Origin of the sequence: Marinactinospora thermotolerans DSM 45154, assembly GCF_900167435.1 — a bacterium.
Classification (GTDB): Bacteria; Actinomycetota; Actinomycetes; order Streptosporangiales; family Streptosporangiaceae; genus Marinactinospora; species Marinactinospora thermotolerans.
This window is the reverse complement of record NZ_FUWS01000006.1, coordinates 196,459-213,038: the sequence shown is the minus strand read 5'-3', so window position 1 is coordinate 213,038 and position 16,580 is coordinate 196,459. Positions and strand designations below refer to the sequence as shown.

Below are 16,580 nucleotides of genomic sequence, written 5' to 3'. Positions count from 1 at the left end.
TGACAATCGTCTCGGCTATGGAATCATCCCGGCCATGGCGGTGTCCAGACGCGCCGCGCCCCGTGCCCGCGCCCTGTTAGCGGATCCGCCGGCCGGGAAGACGTAGGAGGCGGAACCGCGCCCGGAGGGGCGGAGCGAGCACGACCACGAGCCCGGAAGGGGGCCGACATGACCGCGGACCGCGAGGCACAGGTCGTCGACCAGGTGCCCAAGCAGTTGTTCATCGGAGGCGAGTGGCGCGACGCCGCCTCCGGGGCGACGTTCAAGGTGGAGGACCCCTCCACCGGCGCGGTGCTGTGCGAGGTGGCCGACGCCGGGGTGGACGACGCCTTCGCGGCGCTGACCGCCGCGGACGCCGCCCAGCCCACCTGGGCCGCCCACCCGCCGCGCGAGCGCGGTGAGATCCTGCGCCGCGCCTATGAGCTGCTGATGGCCCGCCAGGACGAGCTGGGCCTGCTCATGACCCTGGAGATGGGCAAGCCGCTCGCCGAGGCGAAGGGCGAGATCGCCTACGCCGCCGAGTTCTTCCGCTGGTTCGCGGAGGAGGCCGTGCGCATCGAGGGCGGCTACTCGGTGTCACCCGACGGCCGTTCCCGGTTCCTGGTGATGCGCCGCCCGGTCGGCCCGGCCATGCTCATCACGCCGTGGAACTTCCCGATGGCCATGGGCACCCGCAAGATCGGCCCCGCGGTCGCGGCCGGGTGCACGATGGTGCTCAAGCCCGCCCAGCAGACGCCGTTGTCGGCGCTGGCGCTGGCCGCAGTGCTGAAGGAGGCGGGGCTGCCCGACGGCGTGCTCAGCGTCATCCCGACCAGTGACGCGGGCGGCGTCACCGAGCCGCTGCTCACCGACGGCCGTATCCGCAAGGTGTCGTTCACCGGTTCCACGGCGGTGGGCCGCACGCTGCTGAAGCAGAGCGCCGACCAGGTGTTGCGCACCTCCATGGAACTGGGGGGCAACGCGCCGTTCCTGGTGTTCGACGACGCCGACCTCGACGCCGCGGTCGAGGGGGCGATGTTGGCGAAGATGCGCAACATCGGCGAGGCGTGCACCGCGGCCAACCGCATCTACGTGCAGGCCGGCGTGGCCGAGGAGTTCGCGCGCCGGCTCGGCGAGCGCATGTCGGCGCTGCGGATGGGGCGCGGCACCGAGGAAGGGGTCCAGGTGGGGCCGCTGATCGACGCGCGGGCGCGCGAGAAGGTCCAGGGCCTGGTGGACGACGCGGTGGGCCGCGGCGCGCGGGTGCTCGTCGGGGGCGGGCCGGGCGACGGCGCCGGCTACTTCTACCGGCCGACCGTGCTGGCCGACGTCCCCCAGGAGAGCCGGCTGGCCCACACCGAGATCTTCGGCCCCGTCGCCCCGGTCATCTCCTTCGAGTCCGAGAGCGAGGCCGTGGCGGCGGCCAACGACACCGAGTACGGCCTGGTGTCCTACCTGTTCACCCGGGACCTGGGCCGCGCCTTCCGGGTCTCGGAGGCGTTGGAGACCGGCATGGTGGGGCTCAACCAGGGGATCGTGTCCAACCCGGCCGCGCCGTTCGGCGGGGTCAAGCACTCGGGCCTGGGCCGCGAGGGCGGCCGGGTCGGCATCGACGAGTTCCTGGAGACCAAGTACGTGGGGATCGCGGGAATCGACTGACCGGTGCGCGCTCGGGGGCGGGCGGTCTCCGCCCCCGAGCGGTCAGCCGGTGGTGACGCCGTTACCGGACCCGTTGATGCGGTCGACGGTCTCCAGCATGTGCGACTCGATGAGGCGCAGCAGGAGGTCCTCGTCCCCCTCGGAGATGGCCTCGACGAGCTTGTGGTGCTCCTCGACCAGTTCGGCGGGTTCGGGGTAGACCTCCTGCATCACCGTCAGGCACATGCGGGTCTCGACGAGCAGGGTCTGGGCCATGCGTTCCAGCCGGGAGTTGCCCGAACAGCTCACCAGGGTCCGGTGGAACGCCTGGTCGGCGTCGCTGATGGCCACCCGGTCGCCGGTCTCGGCCGCCTCGACCAGGGCGTTCAGCGCCACGGTGAGCCGGGCCAGGGCCTCGCCGCGGTTGCCCCGCATGATCAGCTCGCAGGCGCAGCGCTCCACCGCGAGCCGCGCGGTGTAGATGTCGCGCACGTCGTCGGGCGTCAGATCGATGACGAACAGCCCCCGATGCCGCTCGCTGCGCAGCAACCCCTCCTGCACCAGGCGCTGCATGGCCTCGCGGAGCGGTCCCCTGCTCACGCCGAGGCGGCCGGCCAGGTCGGTCTCGCCGAGCTGGTCGCCGGGTGCCAGCGATCCGTACATGATCGCCGAGCGCAGCTGGTTGGCGATCAGCGCGGCGGTGGACTCCCGGGGAACCGGTTCGAGCTCGCCCGGAGCGGTCATGACTTCCACGCCCTCTCAGATCGTTCGCGCGCCCCGGAAGGTCGTTCCGGGGCGCATCGGATCACTTTTTCATGTTCTCACCTGTGCCAAATCGGACGGAACGCCTGACCGGAGCAGGGTGCCCAGACCGCTTCGAGGCCCGGTGACGCCGGCCAATCGCAGCCCCTCCCACACGCTGACCTGATTGGCGGTCAACACCGGTTTGCCCGTCCGTTCCTCCAGCGTCTCGAGGACACCGGCGGTGTGCAGCGCGGTGTCGGGGACGAGCACCGCCTCGGCGGCGGGGACGTCCCCGGCCGCGACGAAGTCGAGCACGTCGGCGGTCGTGAGCGTGCCGACCTCGGCGGCGGTCACGATCCCGCGCTCGGCCAGCGCGACGACCTCGACCCCGCTGTCACCGAGGAACCCCGCGAACCGCTCCGCGACGTCCTGCGGATAGGTCGCGGCGACCGCGACCCGCCCCACCCCCAGGTGGGCCAGCGCGTTGACGAAGGCGAACGAGGTGCTGGAGGCGGGCGCGCCGGCCGCCGCGCGCACCCCCTCGACCTGTGCGCGCGCGCCGTCGCGGCCGAACACGAAGCTGCCGCTGGTGCACGCCCACACCGCGGCGTCGACGTTCGCGGCCCGCAGGGCGCGCGCCCCCTCGGCGAGCACGTCGGCCCCGCCGATGTCCAACAGCGCGTCCACGCGGTGGGCGTCCTCGCGCATCAGCGTGTGCACGACCCGCAGCGCGACATCGCCGCCGAGACGTTCCTGGAAGTCCGGGTAGTCGTCCTCGGCGCTGTGGCCGGGGTACAGGAAACCGATCGTGGCCGTCATGGGCTGCTTCTCCTCACTCGGGGGCGGATCAGGCCGCGGTGCGGTCGGTGGCGTCCACGAGCCGCTGTCCGGCGCCGATCGCGCGGCGGCCGATCGCGGCGAGCGCCGACCACATCGTCACCTGGTTGGCGGCGATGACCGGTTTGCCGAGGGCGCGTTCCAGCGGCGCGATGATGTCGTAGGTCAGCACGTTGGTGCAGCTGATGAACACGGCCTGGGCGTCGGGCCGGTCGGCGTCGCGCACGGCCTGGGCGACCTCGGAGTAGGTGACCTTCCAGATGTGGTTGAGCAGGCCGAGCCCGACGCTGGAGACGGTGTCGACGCCGTGTTCGGACAGGAAGGCGAGCAGCCGTTCGGTGACGCTGTCGACGTAGGGCGTGACGACCGCGACGCGGCGTGCCTGCAACGCCTCCAGTGCGCGCACGAGCGCTCCGGAGGTGGTGACGGCGGCGGGTGCGCCGGCTTCGAGGATGCCGGCGTGCAACCGGCGTTCGCCCGCGGCGCCGTGGACGAAGCTTCCAGAGGCGCAGGCGTAACCGACCACCAGGGGCTCGGGGACGAGCAGGTCGCGGGTCGCCCGGCGTACGTTGCCGTCGTCGCTCAACGCCGACGCCATGTCCACGGTCACCGGGACCGGGACGAAGGGGAGCCGGGTGATGTACAGGGAGACGTCGTCGGGCGTCCACCGCCACAGCTCCCGGTCCAGCGCGAAGTCGAACGGCGCCACCACGCCGACACCGGACTGTCCGGGCGGCTCGACGAGCGCGGGGATCTCCACGACGTTGTCCAAGGCCCGGGACGGCCCGTGCGCGTCCAGGTGGGCCGGCCCGGCGGCCCACCCGTTGACGATGGGCGCGGCCGTGTCCGCCGTGGGCGCCGGGGGCGCGAGGGCCGTCGGTGCCTCGACCCACTGCTCCATGACCAGCTCCTCCTGCTCGTCACCACTCGGCCCACGGCCGGTTGTCAGATCGGTCCGCATCGGTCACTCACCTCCTTCGTTTCTCGTCCGACCGGTCCCGCGTCCGCGGGTCCGACCGGGTCACTCCTCCAGCCGCCGGTACACCAGCCGCTCGCCGACACCGCCCGAACGCCACACGTCGTTGCACGCCTCGGCCATGGGCGCGAGCCCGTCGACGATGGTGGCGTAGACGTTGCCGGGGACCCAGCCGACGTCGCCGTTGAGCAGGAGGTTGTTGCGGCCGTAGAAGATCGCGAGGTCGATGACACCGGGCAGGGAGTCGATGCCCTTCTCCTCCTTGAAGCGGCGGTCGAGCATGCCCTCGTCGAAGGAGAAGTAGACGACGTCGCCGGGGATGGGGGTGACGGTGGTGTTCTCGCGCCCGGGTTCCTGGTCGGCGAAGCGGGGCACCATCGTGTAGACCTCGTTGCGGGCGTACTTGGCGTGGTAGACGTCGCCCCCTTGGGGGAGGGCCGCCCAGACGGCGTCGCAGGTGCGGGGGGCGTCCTTGTCCAGGAGCTCCGCCACGCAGCTGACGCCGCGCTTTTCCAGGCTGATGGTCATGTACCTGGGCATAGTCGGATCGGCCCTTTCGTCGTCGGGCTGTTTCGGGTGGGTGCGGACGCGGTGGCTGAGTCGCGTCGGCGCCACCGGAGGGTGGCGCGGTCCCGCCGGGCAGGGCCGGTCGGGGCTCGCCAAGAGGGGCGAGACCAGCAGGAACACTGTCGAATTCGCCGCAGGACTGCGGATACGCGGATTGTTGACAATCATACGAAGGCTCCCTAGCGTGTCAATGGCCTCCGGGCGCCTGTCTGTTACATCCCCGTGACGGAAAGTCCCGGTACCGGTGGGGAGGGAGGCGGGCCGGCCCGGCCGCCCGCGGCGGCGCCCCGCGAACACGGGTACCGCGCTCGCGGAACGGGAATCGTCGATACTCCAACGCCGTGCCCGCCACGATCCGGGAGCCGCCTCGTGACCAGCAGATCCCCGAACCTCGTCGTCCTCCACGGCGCCGACCTGCCTCCCGGGCGGGAGCGCATCGACGCCCACCCCGGGCTCGGGAGCGTGCGCTACGCGACCGCCGACCGGCTCGCCGAGGCCCTGCCCGGCGCGACCGCGCTGTTGATCTGGGACCTGTTCTCCGAGGCCCTGGCGGCGGCCTGGCCCAAGGCCGACACGTTGCGCTGGGTGCACGCCGCCACCGCGGGCGTGGACAACCTCATGTTCCCGGGCCTCGTCGACAGCGACGTCGTCGTCACCAACTCCCGCGGGGTGTTCGACGAGCCCATGGCCGAGTACGTGCTCGGCCTGGTGCTGGCCTTCGCCAAGGACCTTCCCGGCACCCTCGCCCTCCAGCGGCGGCGGACCTGGCGGCACCGCGAGACCGAACGTGTCGCGGGACGGCACGCGCTCGTCGTCGGAACCGGACCCATCGGGCGCGCGATCGCCCGCAGGCTCACCGCCATCGGCATGACGGTGGAGGGCGCCGGCCGCACCGCCCGCGACGGCGACCCCGACTTCGGCACCGTCGTCGCCTCCGACGAGCTCGCCTCCGCGCTGCCGCGGGCCGACTACGTCATCCTGGCCGCACCGCTCACCCCGGCCACCCGAGGGCTGGTCGACGCCGCGGCCCTGGCCCGGATGAAACCCACGGCCCGGCTGGTCAACGTCGGCCGCGGCGCGCTGGTCGTGCAGGACGACCTGGTCGCCGCGCTGCGCTCGAAGACCATCGCGGGCGCGGCGCTCGACGTGTTCGACCACGAGCCGCTGGCGGACTCCTCCCCTCTGTGGGACCTGCCCGGGGTGATCGTCTCCCCGCACATGTCGGGCGACGTCCTCGGGTGGCGGGAGGAGCTGGTCGACCTCTTCCTGGACAACCTCGGCCGCTTCCTCGCCGGGGAGCCGCTGCGCAACGTCGTCGACAAGCGGCGGGGCTATGTGAGAGGCGGCTGAGACCGTCGCGGCCGGCCGCCGCGCAACCGGTACGCATCGAGGAGAAGGGGCTGTCATGACCACCGGAACCGAGGGGACCACCGACCGGTCCGCGCTCCCCGCGGGAGTGCGACGCGACCTCACCTGCCCGGCCGACCTGACCGCCGTGGAACTGCTCGCCGCCTACCGCGCGGGCGAGCTCTCACCGGTCGAGACGATCGAGTCCGTCCTGGCGCGCGTCGAACGGGAGAACCCGGCGCTCAACGCCTTCTGCCTGGTGATGGCCGACGAGGCGCGCGTCGCCGCGAGGGCCTCCGAGGAGCGCTGGCGCCGCGGGGAGCCGCGCGGACTCCTGGACGGTGTCCCCGCCTCGATCAAGGACGTCATGCTCACCCGCGGCCATCCGACGCTGCGCGGCTCGCGCACGATCGACCCGAAGGGGCCGTGGCCGGAGGACTCCCCGGCCGTCGCCCGGCTGCGCGAGCACGGGGCGGTGCTCTTCGGTAAGACCACCACCCCCGAACTGGCGTGGAAGGGGGTCACCGACAGCCCGCTGACCGGTGTCACCCGCAACCCCTGGGACCTCTCCCGCACGCCCGGCGGGTCCAGCGGGGGAGCGGCCGTGGCCGTGGCCCGCGGGATGGGCCCCTTGGCCACGGGGACCGACGGGGGCGGTTCGGTGCGCATCCCGGCGTCCTTCACCGGGGTGGTCGCGCTCAAACCCACCTACGGCCTGGTCCCCCACTATCCGGCGAGCGCGTTCGGCACCCTCGCCCACTCCGGTCCGATGACGCGGACCGTGGCCGACGCCGCGCTCATGCTCGACGTGCTGTGCGGCGCGGACAGCCGCGACTGGGCCGCGCTGGCCCGGCCGGCCGAGTCGTTCGCCCGAGGGCTGGACCGCCCGCTGACGGGGATGCGCGTGGCGTTCAGTCCCACGCTGGGCCACGTCGAGGTCGATCCGGACGTCGCCGGACGGGTCGCGGCCGCCGCGGCGGTCTTCGACGAGCTCGGCGCGCGGGTCGAGCCGGTCGATCCCGGGTTCGCCGATCCGGTCGGGGACTTCCACGTGCTGTGGTTCTCCGGCGCGGCCAAGGCCACCGAGGCCCTGGACGAGGAGCGGCGCGCGTTGCTGGACCCCGGACTGCGGGAGATCGTCGAGGAGGGGCTGACCTATTCGGCGCAGGACTACCTGACGGCGATGGCGACCCGCATGTCGCTGGGCGAGCTCATGGGCCGCTTCCACGACACCTACGACCTGCTGCTGACCCCGGCGACGGCGATCCCCGCGTTCGAGGCGGGGCGCGAGACGCCGCGGCGGTGGCCGAGCCGCCGCTGGACCTCCTGGGCGGGGTTCAGCTACCCGTTCAACCTGACCCAGCAGCCCGCGGCGAGCCTGCCGTGCGGGTTCACGGCCGAAGGGCTGCCGGTCGGCCTCCAGATCGTGGGCGCCCGCCACGCCGACGGGCTCGTCCTCGCGGCGGCGCGGGCGTTCGAACGGGCCCGCCCCCAGGAGTGGTGGCCGGCGCCACCGGACGGCCACGGCCCGGCCCGGACATGACGACGCCCCCGCCGGTGACACCGGCGGGGGCGGACGAGGTGGGAACGGCACGGCGGTCGCCTCACGGCGGATGGCACAACGCGGCTCCATGAGACCGCCCGGACGTCCCGCCGTGGCGAGAGCCGGACGCGGTATTCCGCGAAGGCGAATTGTGAGCCCGGGGGACACTTACTACCGCACCGCCCCGCACCACCTGACAACATACGCCACCCGGCCGGTATTCCCGTGCACCGCGCTGACGGGGGTCGGCCGGGTGGCGCGGCTCCGGGACCGCGTGGTCCACGCCGCGCGCGACACCGTTCCCGGCCCGGAGCCCCTCAACGTCCGGGCCGGCCCCTCGACGGCGAAGCGCACCTGGACCGTCCGGCCGGGAGACCGGGACGGGTTCCGGGGCCGTCGCGCCCAATCGTAGGCCGATACGGTCGGTCACGTCCGGGGTTCGCGCAGTTCGCCGTCCTCGCCGGGGGCGGCCGGGAAGGCCGCGACGGGGCGCTGGCGGCGCGAGGTTGTCCCAGATCACGGTGGGTGACCGAACGTGAAAACCCTCTCGTCCCTTTCGGGACCTTGGTCCTGGCGGGAACGAGCCCTTCGGCGCGATCGGCTGTCGGGCGGCGCGTTACCGTCATTGCAGGGGACGAGTAGGAGGCGGAGGCGAGATGACGAGTACGGCCGCGCCGGAACCGATCACGGTCTTTCTGGTCGACGATCACGAGGTCGTGCGACGAGGGGTCGCGGCCCTCCTGGAGGGGGAGGGCGACATGAGGGTCGTCGGCGAGGCCGGCACCGTCGAGCAGGCGGTGGGCCGCATCCCGGCGGTGCGCCCCAGCGTCGCGGTCATCGACGTGCGGTTGCCCGACGGGTCGGGGGTCGAGGTGTGCCGTGAGGTCCGCTCGCGCGATCCCGGCATCGCCTGCCTCATGCTCACGTCGTTCGCCGACGACGAGGCGCTGTTCGAGGCGGTCATGGCCGGGGCGGCCGGCTACGTCCTCAAGCAGATCCACGGCGCCGACCTGGTGGGAGCGGTCCGCACCGTCGCCGGCGGGGGCTCGCTGCTCGACCCCAAGAGCACCGCGCGCATGCTGCAACGCCTGCGCGGCGCGACCGCGGAGCCCGACCCGTTGGCCGCCCTCACCCCGCAGGAACGCCAGATCCTGGAACTGATCGGCGAGGGCATGACCAACCGCCAAATCGGGGAAAGGCTCTATCTGGCGGAGAAGACGGTGAAGAACTACGTGTCGAGCCTGCTGGCCAAGCTCGACCTGAAACGCCGGACCCAGGCGGCCGTGCTCATCGCCCAGATGCGCAGTAGGAAGTCGTGATCCTGTGGCCGGACCGGCCGCAGCGCACGGCTGGTGAGACATGGGGGGAGACGGGGGAAATGGGGATCGACACCGCGGGGATGGAGGTACTCGAACGCGCTGAGTGCCTACGGTTGCTCGCCATGGCGCCGATCGGGCGCATCGTCTTCACCGAGCGCGCGCTTCCCGCGGTGCAACCGGTCAACTTCCTCGTCCACGGTTCCGACATCGTGGTGCGCACCTCCGAGGGGTCCCGGCTGGCGCGCGCCACACGCGACGCGGTCGTCGCCTTCGAGGTCGACGAGTTCGACATCGAGGCCCGGACCGGATGGTCGGTCATGGTGGTCGGCCCGTGCCGGGCGGTCGAGGACCCCGCGCAGCGCGCCGAGTTGGAGCGGCTGCCGCTGCGTCCCTGGGCGCCCGGCCCGCGCACGCACTTCCTGCGGATCGCGATCGAGCTGGTGACCGGGCGGCGTATCCCCGGCTAGTCGTCGGACGCGCAGGGCAGCGGGACCCGCCACGCAAGGACGGTCCCGCCGCCCTCGCGCGGCGTGGTGGTGAACTCCCCGCCGAGGGCGCGGGCGCGCTCGTCCATGTTGCGCAGGCCGCTGCGCCGGCCCCCTTCGGGGATGCCGACACCGTTGTCGCGGACCTCCAGGGACAGCTCCCCGTCCACCGTGACGCGGACGTTGACCTCCTCGGCGTGCGCGTGGCGGGTGGCGTTGGACAGGGCTTCACGCAGCACCGCGAGAAGGTGTTCGGCGATCTCTTCGGGCACCGAGGTGTCCAGCGGCCCGTCCAAGGTCAGTCCCGGACGGCGGCCGAGCGCGCGACCGGCGGTCTCCACGGCGGCCAGGACGCGCCCGCGCAGCGACATGTCGGTCGACGTGGGCGGGTGTTGGAGGGCGAACACCGTCGAACGGATCTCGCGGATCGTCTCGTCGAGGTCGTCGATCGTGCGCTGGAGGCGTTCGCCGGCCTCGGCGTCGTCGACGAGGCGCAGCGTGCTCATCAGGGTCATCGCCGAGGCGAACAGCCGCTGGATCACGGTGTCGTGCAGGTCCTTGGCGATGCGGTCGCGATCCTCCAGGACGACCAGCCGTTCGGCGTCCTGGCGGGCCTCGGCGAGTTCCAGCGCGACGGCGGCCTGGCCGGAGAAGGCGTCGAGCATGCCTCGGGTGGAGCTGTCGAACGGCGCCCGGACGCCGGACTTGCCCAGGAGCAGGACGCCCCGGGTGTGCTCGGGGGTTCCCAACGGGATGAGCAGGCCGGGCCGGAATCCCCGGTGGCTGAGCATGGGGCAGTTGGCGTAGCGCAGGTCGGGGATGACGATGGCCTTGCCCTCGCGGTAGGCGGCGCCGCACTGCGTCTCGGAGATGACCACGGGGGTGCCGATGATCTCCTTGGCGAGCGGGCCGTCGGCGATCTCGGCGACCAGGTTCTCGTCGGCGGCGTCGGGCAGGAGGACCACCGCGATGTCGGCGTTGGACATCTCGCGCGCCTGCTGGGCCAGGTAGCCCAGCACCTCGTCGGTGTCGACGCCGGACAGCAGCCGTGTGGTGATCTCGGTGGACGCCGACAGCCAGCGTTCGCGCTGTCGGGTCTCCTCGTACAGGCGGGCGTTCTCGATGGCGACACCGGCGGCGGTGGCCAGCGCCGTCACGATGGCCTCGTCCTCCTTGTCGAACTCCCCGCCGTCCTCCTTGTCGGTGAGGTAGAGGTTGCCGAACACCTCGTCGCGTACCTGGATCGGCACTCCGAGGAAGGTCGTCATCGGGGGATGACCCTCGGGGAAGCCGGTGGCGCTGGGGTGGTCCTGGACCCGGCTGAGCCGCAAGGGGGCGCGTTGCCGGGTGGGAAATCCCAGGAGCCCGTCGCCGTGGGGGAAACGGCTGATGCGCTGCGCCTGCTCGTCGCTGATGCCGACGGGGATGAACTCGACGAAGTGCCCCTCCTCGCCGATCACGCCCAATCCGGCGAAGCGCGCCCCGGCCAGGTGCGCGGCGGCCTCGGTGAGCCGACGCAGCACGGTGGCCAGGTCGAGGTCGCTGCCGATCGACACCACCGCGTCCAGGAGGGACCGTACGCGGTCGCGTGTGGACAGTGCGGCCTCCAGGCGGGTGTGCAGCTCCGAAAGGAGATCGTCGAGGCGCATCTGGGGCAGCAAGGGGCGCTGCCCGGAATCGTCGTGGGGCTCGGGCACGTGTCCACACCTCCGGTGTACACGCTATCCCGATACGCGATGAGGGAGGGCGGGACCGTCCTTTTCGGGACGACCGGGACTGGTGGGGCCGACGAGGAGCGGTCACGCAACCCGGTATCCGCGCGATCGCCGGGGTCTGTCTCCACCGGGTCCGAAATGCGGTGGGGGCCGCGCGAGCAGACGAGGGGAAATGAGGGGAAAGCTGCTCTGTTCCGGGTCGGTGGGGCTGTGACCGCTCCCCTCCGTGGCGGCGCCGGGCCTTCCCGTTCCCGGCGCCTGGATCCAGCACATCGTTCCAAAATGGCGTTGGAAAGCAGCCAAAAGATAGGAAATGTGTGGACTTTAGTCCTGAAAGCGAAAAATCATCTTTCTCGGGTGCGCGGCCTTCCAGGGGATCCAGTAAAAGCGCTGGTGAGAGCCTGGGGACTGGTCGATCGCGAAGAAGCCGCCGGAGAATTCCCGAACAGGGTTGCGGACACGCAGGATCATGCTACGGTCACGATCAGTAACCGGATGGGCGGTCCTGAACCGCCCATCCCGCCGAAGGGAGATGATGCGCCGTGGCGTGTGACGGCCGGACGACGCAGCGCGGACCGCGCGCCGTCGTCGCCGCGCGCGCCGCCGACGGGCGTATCTCGTGGCGTCTGCTGGTCCTCGCCGGAATCGCCGCCGCGGCCTGGCTCCTCGGCGCGGCCCCGGCCACCGCCGACACCCTTGACGAAGCCCTTCTCGGTGACACCACCGGTGCCGTCGAGGAGGCCACCCGCGCCCTCATCCCCTCGACGACCACCACGGGGGACCCCGTCACCGACCTGGCGTCCCACCCGATCGAGGTCGTCGACGAGATCGTGGCCCCCGCCGGGATCGGGCCGGTCGCCGACCTCGCGCCGGTGGCCGCCCTCGCCCGCCATACCCGAGCCGACGTGGAAACCGCGGTCACCGGCGTCTCCGACCCGGCCCCCGGCCAGCCCACCACCACGGCGCCCCGGCCCGAGACCGCCCCAGCGCATCGGGAGCCCCGGCCCGTCCCCCGGCAGGACGGACCCGAGACACCGCGCCCCTCCGCGCCTCCCCTCCTCGCCGCCACCACGGTCGAGACCACGCCCGCGGCCACGACGGCGACAACGGGCGAGGTGGGACACGGCCGCGCCGACCTGCGCGACGACACGGCCGGTCCCGAGCGCGACCTCCACCGCTCCCCGGCCCAGGCCACCGCCCCGGCGGCCCCCCAACAGGCCGGCGCCCCGTTCACCTTCGTCACGGGATACCTCGCGACGGTCCCCGAGCCCCGTCCCGCGGCCTCCGGCCGCGCCGTCATCGGCGGAGCCGAGCGGGGCATGCCGCACAACCCCGTCGACGATCCGTCGTTCTCCCCCGACTAGCGCCCGTCTCGCGCTCGGCCAAAGGCCGATCGGCTTTTGCGCTCTTGAGCTCTCCCGTCCCAGCCGTATCCGGCTGGGGGCTGACGTGAGTCCCGTGCACGCGACGGGACACGGGATTCACGTCAGTCGGCGGTCCGCTCGACCCCTCGACTGACCCGGCCCCGCCGGCGCGTCCCCCAGGCGCGCCCCGGCCGGCCGCGGCCCCCTGGTCAACCCACTCCCGCGGTGCGCTCCCCACCGAGACGCCCGCCCTCCGGGACGCCGTCCCGGAGGGATCGACACCTCCTTAACGACACATCTGCAAAGGACCTCGACCATGTTCCGTCTCACGTCCACCCCCGTGAAGCTCGCCCTCATCGGCGCCGGCGCCGCCGGATTCATCGCCCTGGGCGCCGGCGCGGCGTCCGCCGACGTGGTCGGCTCCATCGCCGGCGCTCCCGGCATGGCCGCCCAGCACGTGACCCCGACCGTGGCCGGCGCTCCCGGCGCCGCCCTGCACGCCGTGGGAGAGGTCGGCGGCGAGATGGGAGGGCTGCGCACCGGGCCCCGTGGGGGCGGTGAGCTGATCGACCCCGCCGCCCTGGGCTCGGCCACCGGACTCGACGGAAGCGGACCCGTCACCCTGAAGCCCTCCGTCGGCGACAACGCGCTGGGCACCCCGGCCACCAACGGGCCGATCCAGCGGATCAACCACATGGGCGACGCCCCGTCCCTCTCCGTCAGCAGGCTCGCGGGGACCACGGACTCGCTGGTGGGCGGGGGCCCGCTCGGGGGGCTTGTCCAGATCCAGCCGGGCCAGACCGAGGTCACGCCCGGGATCCGGCACCACGCGGGCGGCGACGTCGAGGACGCCGCCTCCCGTGAGCGCACCGGGGACCGGCCGACCGGCGAGCGGCCCCGTGGTGGTCTGCTCGGTGCTCTCCTCCCCGGCGGGACGCCGCTCGACCGGGGCGCGGCCACCGGCGACGCCGGCGCGCCCCGAGAGGGCGAGCGCGTGGGCGGCCTGCTTGACGGGATCACCCAGGGCACCCCGCTCGGCGAGATGACCCTGCCCTTGGGCCTGTAGTCCACCATCGGCGCGCGTGACCGCCCCGGCGGGGGCCGGGACGGTCACGCTCCGCGGCCGGTGGGGGCAAGGACACACCCCCCACATCCGTGGAAGGAGCGCGCTCCACCGGCGTCGTGCCACTACCTTGGCTGGTGGAGCGACGAGCCGGAACCGTCTTTCGGTCACAGGACCGGACGAGGACGCCCGCGGCGACACCGGTACACCGCATCGGAGACGCCGCCACCGTGGACCACGGGGGACCCGGTGCCCGGCGTCCCGCCGGATGGGTGCGCACGTCGAGGGGCCGTGCGCACCGAACGGGCGAGGCCCCGTGGCCGGAGCCGGTCCGGCCCACCGCTTCGGCGCTTCCCAGTGGCCGATCCGGGCGGACGCCCGCTGGGAGGAACGGGGTGGCCGCGGATGCGGCCACCCCGTTTCACGTTCCCGCAGGGTTCGGCGCCCGACGCCCTCGGCTCACTTCTCCCGGCTCGCCCGCCGGGATCGGCCCAGCAGCGCCGCCACGTCCACCAGGGCGCGGCAGCGCGCGAACTCCACCGGGGTGAAGGGGATCCCCTCCCGGCGCACCACCAGCACGCCGCCCTCGGGGGCGGGCAGGCACATCACCGCGCCGGACACGTCGTCGGGGGCCATCCCCTCGGGAGGCCCGGGACGTAGCTCCACCTTCTGCGCGGCGGACAGGTCGGCCAGCGCCGACGGCAGGGTCGCCGGGTCGGTCACCAGCCCCGACACCAGCGCCAGCGTCCGGCTCGTGGTGTCACTGAGCTCGTGGGCGTCGGCGGTCCGGACCACCGGGTCGTGCCCGCCGGCCCGGACCACCGCGTCGGCCAGTTCCCCGGGACCGATCCCGGGCGGCGCGGTGGCCAGGAACTCGTCGACCGCGTCGGTGTAGCCCGGGTACACCTGGACGAGCCGGATGTCGACGCCGAGCCGCGCCAGCTCGGCGGTCAGCGTGGCCAGCCCTCCGGGAACGTCGGTGACGCCGACCCGGATGCGCCACAACTGCTCCTCCCGCCCGCCGGCCGCAGACGCCGTGGGCTCGGCCGGGGCGCGGTGGTGCTGCCACCAGCGGTGTCCCGAGGCGATCACGATCAACACCGCGCCGAGCGCCGGCAGCACCGCCGCCCCGTGGTCGCTGTGACCGAGCGCGAGCACGAAGGTGTGGGCCGCGCCCGCCGCGAGCAGGAGCGCGCCTAGTTCGAGGAGTTCCCGGCCGAGAAAACCCGGGCGTCGCCGGGGAGCGTGGTGGCGGGCGTGGTCGAATCCGCTGTGACCCATGCCGGTAACGATGCCCCGGTCACGTTGCGCTTCGACGACCACACGTGACGGCCTCGTAACGTCGAGCGGTGATTCCGGTCACGTCCCCCTGGCGGGGCCACCCCGCCAGGGGCCGGGCCGTCGTCCAGGAGGGGATCTCGCGATGGCGGCTGTCGACGAGTGTCCGCCCCCTCCGGTCCCGCTCGGTCCGTCCGGCGCGTCGCCCGGTTCCGGCGGCCGCGCGGTGGCCCACGGCCAGGTCGGGAAGGTGGTGCGCCCCACCGGCGCGGGGGGCTCCCGTCCGGGGCCGCCCTCGCCGGCATTCGGGGCGATGACGGGTTCGCGGCGTCGTGCCCCGGTACGGTCCACGGCCCGAGCGTGGGGAACCGGGTGGCCGGCCGGCCCCGTAGATCGTGCCGCCGGGGCCGGAAAGTCCGGCGGCCGCGATCCGGCCGTCTCGGCGCAGAAGGGCCGCCCACGGGAACGCCCCCGTCGCCGGTGGTCCGGTGACGGGGGCGGAGGAAGCGGAAGGGCTACTGCTCCTCGGTGCCCAGGCCGTTGGAGCACGGGAGGACGACCTGGTAGGGAAGCGCCGGTCACAGGGCAATGGCCCGCAGACGGTTGGAAACACGACCGAGGTCGGGACGCCGCCTCAGGCGATGCGGGCCGCCAGGGCGTCGAAGTCGAGGAAGTACCGCCCATGGCTGTGCCGCAGGGCCTCGCGGTCACTGGCCCCGAGAACGACGATCTCGACGGAGGGACGGCCCCGGTACTCCTTCTCGGCGGCGAACCGGGCCTCCAAGGCGTCCCTGCGGCCCTCGTACTCCTGTTCACGCAGGACACGTCCCGAGGAACGGTCATACACCACGAGAACATTCGTCATGGCTCGACGATACCTGAAGAGCCTCTAGACATCCCTGGCAAGAGCCATCTCATTCATGTCCTCCCGGAGCTTCGCGAGGTAGTCGTGCACCCGCCGCCACCCCTCCTGGACGCCTGGATCGCCTTCGCCGACACCCGCTGCCTCCGCCTGCTCAAGAGTGGAGATCACGTCGCTGACGGCGATCGCCAGATCGACCATGGATGCGCGCCTCCGATAGGCCGTGTCGTACCGGAGGTCAAGACCCGTCTCTTGCTCGGGGGTGAGGCTTTCTGCGTGGTCGGCCAGCCGGTGCCGCCGGTGTTCGGGAGGTTCTCCGTAGCGAATACCCCGCCCGACGAGGTCGGACAACTTCTCGAACATGTCGGCCCACTCGTGCTGCCAGCGTGTCCGCACCTGGATTTCGACGGGCAACCCACCGGGGTAGACGATGACGTGGACCGCTCGATAGCCGGAACTGGGGTCTTTTCGGCGGTCGACGAGACGCGGTGCGCGGCTTTCCTCCTGGAACACCCCCATGAGCGTCTCCGTCACGCGATCCTGTTCCCTTCTCCCGCCGTCCAGCACGATTCGCATTCCCGCGAGGTCCTGCATGCTCTTCAGCCAGGACCCGCCGTGCCGCCTCAGCTTCTCCAGGACCGTCCCCGTGTTCTTGACCCGGGACGAGGGAGTAAAGCCCAGGCCGCGCACGGTGCCAAGGGCGGATTCCAAAGCTTCGTCGTAGGCGAGCAGCAGCCGGCTCAGATCCGTCAGGTCGTCCTCGGAAGGAGAGGCCGAGGAGATCAGACGTTCCCCAAGCCGGACCACCTGCGACTTGCTCATGGGAAGGGGCATGGGTCAGTGGTAACAGAAAAGCGGCCGTC

At 72.6% G+C, this 16,580-nt stretch carries 15 protein-coding genes; 7 read left to right on the top strand and 8 right to left on the bottom strand.

Annotated features, from left to right (window positions below):
- Positions 1-168 precede the first annotated feature (168 nt).
- Entirely contained in the window at positions 169-1,638 is a 1,470-nt protein-coding gene (locus tag B5D66_RS12580; RefSeq protein ID WP_078761885.1) for an NAD-dependent succinate-semialdehyde dehydrogenase, read from the top strand.
- A gap of 42 nt (positions 1,639-1,680) precedes the next feature.
- On the opposite strand, the gene B5D66_RS12575 is transcribed toward B5D66_RS12580, so the two are convergent.
- The 4 genes from B5D66_RS12575 to B5D66_RS12560 form a co-directional block, all read right to left on the bottom strand.
- Positions 1,681-2,361, bottom strand: coding sequence for a GntR family transcriptional regulator (locus B5D66_RS12575; RefSeq protein WP_078761884.1), 681 nt, complete (start codon positions 2,359-2,361; stop codon positions 1,681-1,683).
- 69 nt (positions 2,362-2,430) lie between these two features.
- On the bottom strand, positions 2,431-3,180 hold the full coding sequence (locus B5D66_RS12570) for a maleate cis-trans isomerase family protein (RefSeq protein WP_078761883.1): 750 nt from the start codon (positions 3,178-3,180) through the stop codon (positions 2,431-2,433).
- Positions 3,181-3,208: 28 nt separating this feature from the next.
- Positions 3,209-4,159, bottom strand: coding sequence for a maleate cis-trans isomerase family protein (locus tag B5D66_RS12565; RefSeq protein ID WP_235000958.1), 951 nt, complete (start codon positions 4,157-4,159; stop codon positions 3,209-3,211).
- A gap of 60 nt (positions 4,160-4,219) precedes the next feature.
- Complete coding sequence (locus B5D66_RS12560; RefSeq protein WP_200813628.1) at positions 4,220-4,702, bottom strand: DUF3830 family protein; 483 nt, start codon at positions 4,700-4,702, stop codon at positions 4,220-4,222.
- A gap of 408 nt (positions 4,703-5,110) precedes the next feature.
- Here B5D66_RS12560 and B5D66_RS12555 point away from each other — a divergent pair, with 408 nt between their 5' ends.
- The 4 genes from B5D66_RS12555 (at position 5,111) to B5D66_RS12540 (ending at position 9,417) form a co-directional block, all read left to right on the top strand.
- Positions 5,111-6,091, top strand: a complete 981-nt coding sequence (locus B5D66_RS12555) for a D-2-hydroxyacid dehydrogenase (protein ID WP_078761881.1) — start codon at positions 5,111-5,113, stop codon at positions 6,089-6,091.
- 55 nt (positions 6,092-6,146) lie between these two features.
- On the top strand, positions 6,147-7,631 hold the full coding sequence (locus tag B5D66_RS12550; RefSeq protein ID WP_078761880.1) for an amidase: 1,485 nt from the start codon (positions 6,147-6,149) through the stop codon (positions 7,629-7,631).
- Between the two features lie 656 nt (positions 7,632-8,287).
- Positions 8,288-8,950, top strand: a complete 663-nt coding sequence (locus B5D66_RS12545) for a response regulator (RefSeq protein ID WP_078761879.1) — start codon at positions 8,288-8,290, stop codon at positions 8,948-8,950.
- A 59-nt stretch (positions 8,951-9,009) separates the two neighbouring features.
- Positions 9,010-9,417 carry a pyridoxamine 5'-phosphate oxidase family protein gene (locus tag B5D66_RS12540; protein WP_078761878.1) on the top strand — a complete coding sequence of 136 codons (408 nt, stop codon included), beginning with the start codon at positions 9,010-9,012 and terminating at the stop codon, positions 9,415-9,417.
- On the opposite strand, the gene B5D66_RS12535 is transcribed toward B5D66_RS12540, so the two are convergent.
- Entirely contained in the window at positions 9,414-11,084 is a 1,671-nt protein-coding gene (locus tag B5D66_RS12535) for a sensor histidine kinase (RefSeq protein WP_078762070.1), read from the bottom strand. The two genes, B5D66_RS12540 and B5D66_RS12535, sit on opposite strands and share 4 nt — an antisense overlap.
- A gap of 608 nt (positions 11,085-11,692) precedes the next feature.
- On the opposite strand from B5D66_RS12535, the gene B5D66_RS12530 reads away from it, so the two are divergent.
- Positions 11,693-12,514 carry a hypothetical protein gene (locus B5D66_RS12530; protein ID WP_078761877.1) on the top strand — a complete coding sequence of 274 codons (822 nt, stop codon included), beginning with the start codon at positions 11,693-11,695 and terminating at the stop codon, positions 12,512-12,514.
- A gap of 316 nt (positions 12,515-12,830) precedes the next feature.
- Positions 12,831-13,580, top strand: coding sequence for a hypothetical protein (locus B5D66_RS12525; protein ID WP_078761876.1), 750 nt, complete (start codon positions 12,831-12,833; stop codon positions 13,578-13,580).
- Positions 13,581-14,036: 456 nt separating this feature from the next.
- Here B5D66_RS12525 and B5D66_RS12520 read toward each other — a convergent pair whose 3' ends face one another.
- The 3 genes from B5D66_RS12520 to B5D66_RS12510 form a co-directional block, all read right to left on the bottom strand.
- Entirely contained in the window at positions 14,037-14,858 is an 822-nt protein-coding gene (locus tag B5D66_RS12520; RefSeq protein ID WP_078762069.1) for a hypothetical protein, read from the bottom strand.
- A 631-nt stretch (positions 14,859-15,489) separates the two neighbouring features.
- Entirely contained in the window at positions 15,490-15,720 is a 231-nt protein-coding gene (locus tag B5D66_RS12515) for a hypothetical protein (protein WP_144390102.1), read from the bottom strand.
- A gap of 24 nt (positions 15,721-15,744) precedes the next feature.
- Positions 15,745-16,539, bottom strand: coding sequence for a nucleotidyltransferase family protein (locus B5D66_RS12510; protein WP_159457260.1), 795 nt, complete (start codon positions 16,537-16,539; stop codon positions 15,745-15,747).
- Positions 16,540-16,580: the final 41 nt, after the last annotated feature.